At 54.4% G+C, this 12120-nt stretch carries 14 protein-coding genes; 13 read left to right on the top strand and 1 reads right to left on the bottom strand.

Translation table 11 applies throughout. The annotated features are described in order from the left end of the window. Nucleotides 1-557 precede the first annotated feature (557 nt). Entirely contained in the window at nucleotides 558-1505 is a 948-nt protein-coding gene (rluC, locus tag SK53_RS07230) for a 23S rRNA pseudouridine(955/2504/2580) synthase RluC (protein ID WP_003857970.1), read from the top strand. Nucleotides 1506-1600: 95 nt separating this feature from the next. Here the strand turns inward: rluC and SK53_RS07225 are convergent, their stop codons facing one another. Continuing rightward, nucleotides 1601-2185, bottom strand: coding sequence for a Maf family protein (locus tag SK53_RS07225; protein ID WP_032609001.1), 585 nt, complete (start codon nucleotides 2183-2185; stop codon nucleotides 1601-1603). A 140-nt stretch (nucleotides 2186-2325) separates the two neighbouring features. Between SK53_RS07225 and yceD the strand changes: the two genes are divergently transcribed. The 12 genes from yceD (at nucleotide 2326) to holB (ending at nucleotide 12116) form a co-directional block, all read left to right on the top strand. Beyond that, nucleotides 2326-2847, top strand: a complete 522-nt coding sequence (gene yceD, locus SK53_RS07220) for a 23S rRNA accumulation protein YceD (RefSeq protein ID WP_003857966.1) — start codon at nucleotides 2326-2328, stop codon at nucleotides 2845-2847. 16 nt (nucleotides 2848-2863) lie between these two features. Next, nucleotides 2864-3037 carry a 50S ribosomal protein L32 gene (gene rpmF / locus SK53_RS07215; RefSeq protein ID WP_003857964.1) on the top strand — a complete coding sequence of 58 codons (174 nt, stop codon included), beginning with the start codon at nucleotides 2864-2866 and terminating at the stop codon, nucleotides 3035-3037. Between the two features lie 81 nt (nucleotides 3038-3118). Then, nucleotides 3119-4153 (top strand): phosphate acyltransferase PlsX, encoded by a 1035-nt coding sequence (gene plsX / locus SK53_RS07210; RefSeq protein WP_003857962.1) that lies wholly within the window; start codon nucleotides 3119-3121, stop codon nucleotides 4151-4153. 6 nt (nucleotides 4154-4159) lie between these two features. After that, nucleotides 4160-5113, top strand: a complete 954-nt coding sequence (locus SK53_RS07205) for a beta-ketoacyl-ACP synthase III (RefSeq protein ID WP_003857960.1) — start codon at nucleotides 4160-4162, stop codon at nucleotides 5111-5113. Nucleotides 5114-5128: 15 nt separating this feature from the next. Beyond that, nucleotides 5129-6058, top strand: coding sequence for an ACP S-malonyltransferase (fabD, locus tag SK53_RS07200; protein ID WP_003857958.1), 930 nt, complete (start codon nucleotides 5129-5131; stop codon nucleotides 6056-6058). 12 nt (nucleotides 6059-6070) lie between these two features. Beyond that, complete coding sequence (gene fabG, locus SK53_RS07195) at nucleotides 6071-6805, top strand: 3-oxoacyl-ACP reductase FabG (protein ID WP_003857956.1); 735 nt, start codon at nucleotides 6071-6073, stop codon at nucleotides 6803-6805. A 154-nt stretch (nucleotides 6806-6959) separates the two neighbouring features. Next, on the top strand, nucleotides 6960-7196 hold the full coding sequence (gene acpP / locus SK53_RS07190) for an acyl carrier protein (protein ID WP_003857954.1): 237 nt from the start codon (nucleotides 6960-6962) through the stop codon (nucleotides 7194-7196). A 91-nt stretch (nucleotides 7197-7287) separates the two neighbouring features. Beyond that, nucleotides 7288-8529 carry a beta-ketoacyl-ACP synthase II gene (gene fabF / locus SK53_RS07185; RefSeq protein ID WP_003857950.1) on the top strand — a complete coding sequence of 414 codons (1242 nt, stop codon included), beginning with the start codon at nucleotides 7288-7290 and terminating at the stop codon, nucleotides 8527-8529. Nucleotides 8530-8649: 120 nt separating this feature from the next. Then, complete coding sequence (gene pabC, locus SK53_RS07180; RefSeq protein WP_045350108.1) at nucleotides 8650-9459, top strand: aminodeoxychorismate lyase; 810 nt, start codon at nucleotides 8650-8652, stop codon at nucleotides 9457-9459. Between the two features lie 2 nt (nucleotides 9460-9461). Beyond that, a complete protein-coding gene (gene yceG / locus SK53_RS07175; protein WP_045330553.1) occupies nucleotides 9462-10484 on the top strand; it encodes a cell division protein YceG in 1023 nt (340 codons plus the stop codon). Next, nucleotides 10474-11115, top strand: coding sequence for a dTMP kinase (gene tmk / locus SK53_RS07170; protein ID WP_003857946.1), 642 nt, complete (start codon nucleotides 10474-10476; stop codon nucleotides 11113-11115). Before yceG ends, tmk begins: the two co-directional genes overlap by 11 nt. Beyond that, entirely contained in the window at nucleotides 11112-12116 is a 1005-nt protein-coding gene (gene holB / locus SK53_RS07165; protein WP_045350106.1) for a DNA polymerase III subunit delta', read from the top strand. Before tmk ends, holB begins: the two co-directional genes overlap by 4 nt. The last annotated feature ends 4 nt before the right edge of the window (nucleotides 12117-12120 follow it).

The following is a 12120-nucleotide window of genomic DNA, read 5'->3' as shown; positions in this document are numbered from 1 at the left end:
TTATTCTTACATTGACGACAAAGCTGCGGGCAAGGTGACGCTTTCCGGGGTATGAACCGATGGCCTCGTGTCTATTCACGTCGCCAACCTCACGGTTGTCGCTCGCTTAAGAGGCGCAGAGTGTCGGTTGCCTGTGTTTCATACGGAAACACAGCGCAATTATCAGGGGAATTGCCTGGGAAAACTCTCCAGAGAACAATCCTTATACCGGGAAGTACTGCAACCCGCAGCCCGCTAACTGCCTGAAAGATCAATACGTCTTACGCCATTGCTGCGTGGATGATCGGTCAGACAAAATTGGTCATTCCGTCGACATCCTTACAAAACCCGGATTTAACGCGGAAAACGGATTCATTATTCCACTGCTCGCCGGGTTATAGCAAGATGACTTTTACCAATTATCACCCGGTTACTCACAGTTTCTTCACTTCAACGGGGTGATTGGTTTAATAACCACCAAATCGATTGCGCGAAAGGGGAGCGGTCCGGATAAAAGTAAATATAAGCATAGAAAAATGAGTGGCGCTAATGCCTGACGCTATTTAGAATCGCCAACCATGAAAACAGAGACTCCAGCCGTAAAAATGGTTGCCATCGCCGACGACGAGGCGGGGCAACGTATCGATAATTTTTTGCGCACCCAGTTGAAGGGTGTGCCAAAAAGCATGATTTATCGCATCTTGCGTAAGGGCGAGGTGCGGGTGAACAAAAAACGCGTGAAGCCAGAGTATAAGCTCGAGGCGGGCGATGAAGTCCGCATTCCACCGGTACGTGTTGCAGAGCGTGAAGAAGAGGTCGTTTCTCCGAAGCTGCAAAAAGTCGCGGCCCTGAGCGACGTTATCCTTTATGAGGACGACCACATTCTGGTGCTGAATAAACCGTCCGGAACGGCGGTACACGGGGGGAGCGGCCTAAGCTTCGGCGTGATTGAAGGGTTACGCGCGCTGCGCCCGGAAGCGCGTTTCCTCGAACTGGTTCACCGTCTTGACCGTGATACCTCTGGCGTGCTGCTGGTGGCGAAAAAACGTTCTGCGCTGCGTTCACTGCATGAACAGCTGCGCGAAAAAGGGATGCAGAAAGATTATCTGGCGCTGGTGCGCGGCCAGTGGCAGTCCCACGTGAAAGTGGTGCAGGCGCCGCTGCTGAAAAATATTCTGCAAAGCGGCGAGCGCATTGTTCGTGTTAATCAGGAAGGGAAACCGTCTGAGACGCGCTTTAAAGTTGAAGAGCGCTACGAATTCGCCACGCTTGTGCGCTGTAGTCCGGTGACGGGGCGTACTCACCAGATTCGCGTCCATACCCAGTTTGCGGGCCATCCGATTGCGTTTGATGACCGCTATGGCGATCGCGAATTTGATAAGCAGCTGGCGGGGACGGGGCTATCGCGTCTGTTCCTGCATGCGGCAGCGCTTAAGTTCACCCATCCTAATACCGGTGAAGTTATCCGTATTGAAGCGCCGCTGGATGAGCAGCTCAAACGCTGTCTGAAAGTTCTGCGCGGCTGATTTTGTGCCGGGTGGCGCTGCGCTTACCCGGCCTACATGTTTTTCTCCCTCTCCCACAGGGAGAGGGCCGGGGTGGGGGCATCAGGCCGCAACGGTCACATCGTCAGCGGATTACACTCTTCTCGCCTTAACATCTGGCACAGCGCAATCAGCGGCAACCCCACCAGCGTGTTGGGATCGCGGCCATCGAGCTTGTCGAACAACGCAATCCCTAGTCCTTCACTTTTAAAGCTCCCTGCACAGTTCAGCGGACGTTCCCGACGCACATAATCCATAATCTCCTGTTCGCTAAGATGACGGAAGTGCACATCAAACGGCTCGCACTCGGTTTGCAGATGGCCGGAAGCCGAATTATATAGCGCCAGGCCGGTATAAAAGGTCACGATACTGCCTCGCGCACGCAAAAGCTGCTGGCAGGCGATTTCTTCCGTATACGGTTTGCCGGTGATTTCGCCGTCCAGCACACAAACCTGATCGGAGCCTATAATCAGATGAGCGGGGTAACGTGCGGCCAGCGACTGTGCTTTCTCTTTCGCGAGACGGGTCACCAGATGACGCGGTGACTCGCCCGGCTGTGGCGTTTCATCCACCTCCGGCGCAGCGCATTCAAACGGGATCCCGAGCTTTTCCAGCAGCATTCGGCGATAAGGTGAAGTGGAAGCAAGGACGAGATTTGGCATATTTTTATCACCAGATATAGCGTATCGATGCCAGCCATTTTAAACTACAGGCCGCAATGTGTGCGAATAATTGGCAAAAGGCAGCTCTGGTTGCCTTTTTCTTTGACTCTATGACGTTACAAAGTTAATATGCGCGCCCTATGCAAAAGGTAAAATTACCCCTGACTCTTGATCCGGTTCGTACGGCTCAAAAACGCCTCGATTACGAAGGAATCTATTCTTCCGATCAGGCTGAGCGTATTGCCGAATCTGTAGTCAGTGTGGACAGTGATGTAGAATGCTCCATGTCGTTCGCTATCGACAACCAGCGTCTCGCCGTGTTAACCGGTGATGCAAAGGTGACGGTAACGCTCGAATGTCAGCGTTGCGGGAAACCGTTTGTACAGCATGTTCACACAACGTATTGTTTTAGTCCGGTTCGTTCTGACGAACAGGCTGAAGCACTCCCGGAAGCGTATGAGCCGATTGAGGTTAACGAATTCGGTGAAATCGATCTTCTGGCGCTGGTTGAAGATGAAGTCATCCTCTCCCTGCCAGTCGTTCCGGTGCATGATTCTGAACACTGTGAAGTGTCCGAGGCGGACATGGTCTTTGGGGAACTGCCTGATGAAGCGCAAAAACCAAACCCATTTGCCGTATTAGCCAGCTTAAAGCGTAAGTAATTGAGGAGTAAGGTCCATGGCCGTACAACAGAATAAACCAACCCGTTCCAAACGTGGCATGCGTCGTTCCCATGACGCGCTGACCGCAGTTACCAGCCTGTCTGTAGACAAGACTTCTGGTGAGAAACACCTGCGTCACCACATCACCGCTGACGGTTTCTACCGCGGCCGCAAGGTTATCACTAAGTAATCACGCGTCAGCGTGATTAGGCTTAGTGAGGAACTTCCCCGTGCAAACGGGGAGTTTACCGAACCAGGCTGCGACGATACCTTGACACGTCTAACCCTGGCGTTAGATGTCATGGGGGGAGATTTTGGCCCTACCGTGACAGTGCCTGCAGCATTGCAGGCACTGAATTCTAATTCGCAACTCACACTTCTTTTAGTCGGTAATCCCGACACAATCACGCCATTACTTGCAAAAGCTGACTTTGAACAACGTTCGCGTCTGCAGATTATTCCTGCGCAGTCAGTTATTGCCAGTGATGCCCGGCCATCGCAGGCTATTCGTAATAGCCGCGGCAGCTCTATGCGAATGGCGCTGGAGCTGGTGAAAGAAGGGCGAGCACAGGCTTGCGTCAGCGCGGGAAATACTGGCGCGCTGATGGGGCTGTCGAAATTATTGCTCAAGCCGATTGAGGGCATTGAGCGTCCGGCGCTGGTGACGGTGTTACCGCATCAGCAGAAGGGCAAAACGGTGGTGCTGGATCTGGGCGCTAACGTGGATTGTGATAGTACAATGCTGGCTCAGTTTGCCGTTATGGGGTCGGTGCTGGCAGAAGACGTGCTCGGGATTAACAATCCCCGCGTTGCGTTATTGAATATTGGTGAAGAAGAGACCAAAGGTCTGGACAGTATCCGCGACGCTGCGGAAATACTCAAACAGGTCCCCTCCATCAACTATATTGGTTATCTCGAAGCCAATGAGTTGCTGACGGGCAAAACGGATGTATTAGTGTGTGATGGCTTCACCGGAAACGTGACGTTGAAGACCATGGAAGGGGTCGTACGAATGTTCCTTTCTCTGCTGAAATCGCAGGGAGACGGTAAAAAAAGGTCCTGGTGGCTGATTATATTAAAGCGTTGGTTACAAAAAAGCCTGACGCGGCGATTCAGTCACCTCAACCCCGACCAGTATAATGGCGCCTGTCTGTTAGGATTGCGCGGCATCGTGATTAAGAGTCATGGCGCCGCCAATCAGCGAGCATTTACCGTCGCGATTGAACAGGCAGTGCAGGCGGTGCAGCGTCAAGTCCCTCAGAGGATTGCCGCTCGCCTGGGATCTGTATTAGCTAAAAGTGACTGAGCGTACATGTATACGAAGATTTTAGGTACCGGCAGCTACCTGCCAAAACAAGTGCGTACCAACGCCGATCTTGAAAAAATGGTAGATACGTCTGACGAGTGGATTGTCACGCGCACAGGTATCCGTGAACGTCGTATCGCCGCGCCAGACGAAACTGTGTCCACCATGGGCTACGAAGCCGCTCAGCGAGCGCTTGAGATGGCTGGCATTGATAAAGAACAGATCGGGCTTATTGTGGTGGCGACCACCTCTGCCACGCATGCCTTCCCAAGCGCAGCGTGCCAGGTGCAGAACATGCTCGGCATCAAAGGCTGCCCGGCATTTGATGTTGCAGCAGCATGCGCGGGTTTCACCTATGCACTGAGCATCGCCGATCAGTATGTAAAATCGGGCGCCGTAAAATATGCGCTGGTGATCGGCGCTGACGTGCTGGCGCGTACCTGCGATCCAACCGATCGCGGAACGATCATTATTTTTGGCGATGGCGCGGGCGCGGTGCTGCTGGGGCAGTCCGAAGAGCCGGGCATCATCTCCACGCACCTGCATGCCGATGGCCGCTACGGCGAGCTGTTAACGCTGCCTAACGCCGATCGCGTTAATCCGGACAGTTCAATTTACCTGACAATGGCAGGTAACGAAGTGTTTAAAGTGGCCGTGACTGAACTGGCTCACATCGTTGATGAGACGCTGGAAGCGAACAATCTGGACCGCGCCGCACTCGACTGGCTGGTACCGCATCAGGCTAACCTGCGTATTATCAGCGCGACGGCGAAGAAGCTGGGCATGTCTATGGATAACGTTGTGGTGACGCTCGATCGCCACGGCAACACCTCTGCGGCATCGGTACCGTGCGCATTTGACGAAGCGGTACGCGATGGACGAATTAAACGGGGCCAACTGGTCTTGCTTGAAGCCTTTGGTGGCGGGTTCACCTGGGGTTCCGCGCTGGTTCGTTTCTAGGATAAGGATTAAAAAATGACGCAATTTGCTTTTGTGTTCCCGGGACAGGGCTCGCAAACTGTTGGGATGTTGTCTGAAATGGCAGCAAACTATCCGGTTATTGAAGAGACTTTCCGTGAAGCTTCTGACGCGCTGGGTTATGATCTGTGGGCGCTGACCCAACAGGGCCCCGCTGAAGAACTGAACAAAACCTGGCAGACTCAACCGGCACTGCTGGCGGCATCCGTCGCATTGTGGCGCGTATGGCAGCAGCAGGGCGGCAAAGCGCCGACGCTGATGGCGGGTCATAGCCTCGGTGAATACTCTGCGCTGGTCTGCGCTGGCGTGATTGCCTTCGCTGACGCGGTACGCCTGGTTGAATTGCGTGGTAAATTCATGCAGGAAGCGGTGCCAGAAGGCACGGGCGGCATGTCTGCCATCATCGGTCTGGATGATGCTTCTATCGCTAAAGCCTGTGAAGAATCTGCTGAAGGTCAGGTCGTTTCTCCGGTAAACTTTAACTCGCCAGGCCAGGTGGTAATCGCGGGTCATAAAGAAGCGGTTGAGCGTGCAGGCGCTGCCTGTAAAGCTGCGGGCGCAAAACGTGCACTGCCCCTGCCGGTGAGCGTGCCGTCTCACTGCGCGCTGATGAAGCCCGCAGCCGATAAGCTCGCGGTTGAGCTGGAAAAAATGACCTTTAACGCACCGACGATTTCCGTTGTGAATAACGTCGATGTGAAGTGCGAAACCGCGCCGGAGGCTATCCGTAACGCGCTGGTTCGCCAGCTCTACAGCCCGGTTCAGTGGACTAAAACTGTTGAATTTATGGCGTCTCAGGGCGTGGAACATCTGTATGAAGTCGGTCCAGGTAAAGTACTTACCGGTCTGACAAAACGTATTGTAGATACCCTGACTGCCTCGGCGATTAACGAGCCGGAAGCCATGAAAGCGGCACTCTCGCAATAAAAGAGGAATACCATGAGTTTTGAAGGAAAAATTGCCCTGGTGACCGGCGCAAGCCGCGGTATTGGGCGCGCTATTGCTGAAACACTGGTTGCGCGCGGCGCAACGGTGATCGGGACTGCGACCAGCGAGAATGGCGCACAGGCCATCAGCGACTATCTGGGTGCGAACGGTAAAGGTCTGGTACTGAATGTGACTGAACCAGCATCTATCGAATCTGTTCTGGAAAATATTCGCGCAGAGTTTGGCGAAGTGGATATTCTGGTCAATAATGCCGGGATCACTCGCGACAACCTGCTGATGCGAATGAAAGACGACGAGTGGAACGATATTATCGAAACCAACCTGTCATCTGTATTCCGTCTGTCAAAAGCGGTAATGCGCGCTATGATGAAAAAGCGTCATGGTCGTATTATCACTGTAGGTTCTGTGGTTGGTACCATGGGAAATGCTGGTCAGGCTAACTACGCTGCGGCGAAAGCAGGTCTGATCGGTTTCAGTAAGTCGCTGGCGCGTGAAGTCGCGTCCCGCGGAATTACTGTAAACGTTGTTGCTCCGGGCTTTATTGAAACGGACATGACGCGTGCGCTAACTGATGAGCAGCGTGCGGGTACGCTGGCGGCAGTTCCAGCGGGTCGTCTTGGCGACCCTAAAGAAATCGCCAGCGCGGTTGCATTTTTAGCCTCTGACGAAGCGGGTTACATCACTGGTGAAACCCTCCACGTCAACGGCGGGATGTACATGGTTTAATCACGATCGAAAATATTTGCGTTATTTGGGCAAATGGCCTCAAAATAACGTAAAATCGTGGTAAGACCTGCCGGGATTTAGTTGCAAATTTTTCAACATTTTATACACTACGAAAACCATCGCGAAAGCGAGTTTTGATAGGAAATTTAAGAGTATGAGCACTATCGAAGAACGCGTTAAGAAAATTATCGGCGAACAGCTGGGCGTTAAGCAGGAAGAAGTTGTGAACTCCGCTTCCTTTGTTGAAGACCTGGGCGCAGATTCTCTTGACACCGTTGAGCTGGTAATGGCTCTGGAAGAAGAGTTTGATACTGAGATTCCGGACGAAGAAGCTGAGAAAATCACCACCGTTCAGGCTGCCATTGATTACATCAACGGTCACCAGGCGTAAGTGAACATCTCCAGGCGGTCATTCGACCGCCTGAGTTTTATCTTTTGTTGTCCCACGAATCTCTTTTTTTATCCCTCCCTGGAGGACAAGCGTGTCTAAGCGTCGTGTAGTTGTGACCGGACTTGGCATGTTGTCTCCTGTCGGCAATACCGTAGAGTCCACCTGGAAAGCTCTCCTTGCCGGTCAGAGCGGCATCAGCCTAATCGACCATTTCGATACTAGCGCCTATGCAACGAAATTTGCTGGCTTAGTAAAGGATTTTAACTGTGAAGAGATCATCTCGCGCAAAGAACAGCGCAAGATGGATGCCTTCATTCAATATGGAATTGTCGCTGGCGTTCAGGCCATGCAGGATTCTGGCCTTGAGATTACGGAAGAGAACGCGACCCGTATCGGCGCCGCTATCGGCTCCGGGATTGGCGGTCTTGGTCTGATTGAAGAAAACCATACATCTCTGATGAATGGCGGCCCGCGTAAAATCAGCCCGTTCTTCGTTCCGTCTACGATTGTCAACATGGTGGCAGGTCACCTGACCATTATGTTCGGCCTGCGTGGCCCAAGCATCTCAATCGCGACAGCCTGTACGTCTGGCGTGCATAACATCGGCCAGGCCGCGCGTATCATTGCGTACGGCGATGCAGATGCTATGGTTGCGGGCGGCGCTGAAAAAGCCAGTACCCCACTGGGCGTCGGTGGTTTCGGTGCAGCGCGTGCGCTCTCTACCCGAAACGATAATCCTCAGGCGGCGAGCCGTCCGTGGGATAAAGACCGTGATGGTTTCGTGCTGGGTGACGGTGCAGGCATGATCGTACTGGAAGAGTACGAACACGCGAAAAAACGTGGCGCGAAAATTTATGCTGAAGTTGTTGGCTTTGGCATGAGCAGCGATGCTTATCACATGACGTCTCCTCCAGAGAATGGCGCAGGTGCTGCGCTGGCGATGGAAAACGCCATCCGTGATGCGGGCATTACGCCGGCACAGATTGGCTACGTTAACGCGCATGGGACGTCTACCCCTGCGGGCGATAAAGCAGAAGCGCAGGCTGTTAAGTCTATCTTCGGCGAATCTGCCAGCCGTGTGCTGGTGAGCTCCACGAAATCCATGACCGGTCACCTGCTGGGCGCTGCGGGGGCAGTAGAGTCAATCTACTCTATTCTCGCGCTGCGCGATCAGGCTGTACCACCAACCATCAACCTGGATAACCCGGATGAAGGTTGCGATCTGGACTTCGTTCCTCACGAAGCGCGCCAGGTTAGCGGTATGGAGTATACCCTGTGTAACTCCTTCGGCTTCGGTGGGACTAACGGTTCTCTGATCTTCAAAAAGGTCTGAGTCTGGTTAGTCGCTGACGATAAAAAAGGTCCGCTTGCCGGGCCTTTTTTATTAGGCGAAATCCCCTTGTCCGGCTGTTCACATCCTGCCAGACTGAGCCTCCACGCATAAGGAGCCACTATGTTTTTGATTAATGGCCTTGAGCAAGACACGCTGCCGGCAAGCGACAGGGCGACCCAGTTTGGCGATGGCTGTTTCACGACTGCGCGTATTCTCGACGGTGACGTGTGCCTGCTCGGGGCCCATATCCTTCGTTTACAAAAAGCCTGCGAAACATTACTGATCCCCTTCTCGCAGTGGGACATTCTTGAAAGTGAGATGCGTCGGCTGGCGTCAGAAAAAGCAAGCGGCGTCCTGAAAGTCATTATCAGCCGCGGGAGCGGTGGCCGGGGCTATAGCGGTTCTGCCTGTCTGCATCCTACGCGGATCCTTTCCGTTTCAGATTATCCTTCCCATTATGCGCACTGGCGTGAAGAGGGCGTAGCCCTGGCGCTAAGTCCGGTACGTCTGGGAAGAAACCCGATGCTCGCTGGCATAAAACATCTCAACCGCCTTGAACAGGTGCTAATTCGTACTCATCTTGAGCAGACGGAGGCCGGGGAGGCGCTGGTTCTTGACAGCGAAGGGTACATTACGGAATGCTGTGCGGCTAATTTACTCTGGCGGAAGGGTAGTGACGTGTTCACGCCTTCGCTGGAGCAGGCCGGCGTCAACGGCATTATGCGGCAGTTTTGTATGCACCAGCTGGCACGCGCAGGCTTTCGTGTTGTCGAAGTCAACGCTAAGGAAGAGGCGCTGTTGGCTGCCGATGAAGTTGTTATCTGCAATGCGCTGATGCCCGTTGTCCCCGTTCGCGCTTATGGCCGCAAATGCTGGTCATCCCGCGAGCTGTTCCAGTTTCTGGCCCCGTTATGTGAGCAAACCAGGTAGTCATGAAGAAAATGTTACGCTTTGTCCTCCTTCTGATCGTTGCGTTAGGTATCGCTGGCGGAGCAGGAGTGTGGAAAGTCCGTCAGCTGGCGGAGAGTCAGATCCTGATAAAAGACGAGACGATTTTTACCCTGAAAGCGGGGACCGGGCGGCAGGCGCTTGGTCAGCAGCTGTATGACGACAAAATTATCAATCGCCCACGCGTATTCCAGTGGCTGCTGCGTATTGAACCGGACCTGTCCCATTTCAAGGCCGGTACCTATCGCTTTACCCCTGGCATGACCGTGCGCGAGATGCTGCAACTGCTGGAAAGTGGTAAAGAAGCCCAGTTCCCGCTGCGTTTCGTGGAAGGTATGCGTCTGAGCGATTACCTCAGGCAGCTGCGTGACGCGCCGTACATCAAGCATACGCTGAAAGATGACCGCTACCAGACCGTGGCAGACGCCTTAAAATTCGAACATCCCGAGTGGGTGGAAGGCTGGTTCTGGCCCGATACGTGGATGTATACGGCAGGCACGACGGATGTGGCCATTCTGAAGCGCGCGCACAACAAAATGGTCGCGGCGGTAGACGCTGCCTGGGAAGGGCGAGCAGAAGGCCTGCCTTATAAAGATCAAAACCAGTTCATGACGATGGCCTCGATCATCGAGAAAGAGACGGCCGTTGCTGCCGAACGTGACCAGGTTGCCTCGGTGTTTATTAACCGTCTGCGCATCGGCATGCGTTTGCAAACCGATCCTACCGTCATCTACGGCATGGGCGAAAACTACAACGGCAGGATTTCCAGAAAAGATCTGGAGACGCCAACGGCGTATAATACTTACGTGATTAGCGGCCTGCCGCCTGGACCGATTGCGACGCCGAGTGAAGCATCGTTGAAGGCCGCCGCGCACCCGGCCAAAACGCCGTATCTCTATTTTGTGGCTGACGGAAAAGGGGGGCACACGTTCAATACCAACCTGGCCAGCCACAATCGCTCCGTTCAGGACTATCTGAAGGCACTTAAGGAAAAAAATGCGCAGTAAATACATTGTCATTGAGGGACTCGAAGGGGCGGGCAAAACAACTGCCCGTAACGTGGTGGTGGATACGCTTACGTCGCTTGGCGTTGCCGATATGGTCTTCACCCGCGAGCCGGGCGGTACGCAGCTGGCGGAAAAACTGCGCAGCCTGGTTCTGGATATCAAATCCGTTGGCGATGAAGTTATTACCGACAAAGCGGAAGTGCTGATGTTCTATGCGGCGCGCGTTCAGCTGGTGGAGACGGTGATCAAACCCGCTCTGGCAGAAGGGAAATGGGTGATTGGCGATCGCCACGATCTCTCAACCCAGGCATATCAGGGCGGTGGCCGGGGTATCGACCAGACCATGCTGGCTACGCTTCGCGACGCGGTTCTGGGCGATTTCCGTCCTGACCTGACGCTGTATCTGGACGTGACCCCTGAGGTGGGCCTGAAGCGCGCCCGCGCCCGCGGCGAACTGGACCGCATTGAACAGGAATCTTTTGATTTCTTTAACCGCACCCGTGCGCGTTATCTGGAGCTGGCCGGGCAGGACAAGACCATTCGTACCATCGATGCGACGCAATCCCTTGAAGACGTTACGCGTGATATTCAGCAGACAGTTACGCAGTGGCTACAGGAGCAGCAGGCATGAAATGGTATCCATGGTTGCGCCCACACTTTGAACAGCTGATCGGCAGCTATCAGGTTGGTCGGGGGCATCATGCGTTACTGATCCAGGCGCTTCCGGGAATGGGTGATGATGCGTTGATTTACGCCATCACCCGCTTTCTGATGTGCCAACAGCCGGAAGGACATAAAAGCTGCGGTAAGTGCCGGGGTTGCCAGCTCATGCAGGCGGGCACGCATCCTGACTATTACACCCTCGAACCCGAGAAAGGCAAAAATACGCTCGGTATCGACGCGGTGCGTGAGGTCAGTGAGAAACTGTACGAATATGCGCGTCTGGGCGGGGCGAAAGTGGTGTGGCTGAAAGACGCCGCGCTGCTCACGGAAGCCGCAGCCAACGCCCTGTTAAAAACCCTGGAAGAGCCGCCAGAGAACACCTGGTTTTTCCTCTCCTGCCGCGAGCCGGAACGCTTGCTGGCGACGCTGCGCAGTCGCTGCCGTCTTCACCACCTCGCTGTCCCTCAGGAATCCTGGTCGCTCGCCTGGCTTGAGCGAGAAGTGACGGTGTCACAAGACGCGGCGCGCTCGGCGTTGCGCCTGTGCAGCGGTGCGCCTGCGGCTGCGCTGGCCTTATTGCAGCCGGAGGTGTGGTCCCAGCGTGAAACGCTGTGTCGTGCGGTTGAATCAGCCCTCGACAGCCATGACTGGCTGAGCATGCTGCCAGCGCTGAACAGCGATCAGGCTCCGGAACGGCTGCACTGGCTGGCCGCACTGCTGCTGGATGCGCTCAAAATCCAGCAGGGGGCTACGCTTCTGACTAACCCTGACGTGTGGGCGTTGGTCACCACACTTGCGAATCGCCTGTCAGGGCAGTCGCTGCACGCTATCCTTCATGATATCTGCCAGAGTCATGAACAACTTTTGACGGTAACCGGTCTCAATCGCGAGCTTTTACTGACCGACCAGTTAATGCGTATCGAACACTACCTGCAACCGGGTGTCATACCGCCGGTTTCCCACCTCTGAGAGA

This window comes from Enterobacter sp. MGH119 (assembly GCF_001037675.1).
Classification (GTDB): Bacteria; Pseudomonadota; Gammaproteobacteria; order Enterobacterales; family Enterobacteriaceae; genus Enterobacter; species Enterobacter hormaechei_C.
This window is presented reverse-complemented; position numbering and strand designations above follow the sequence as displayed.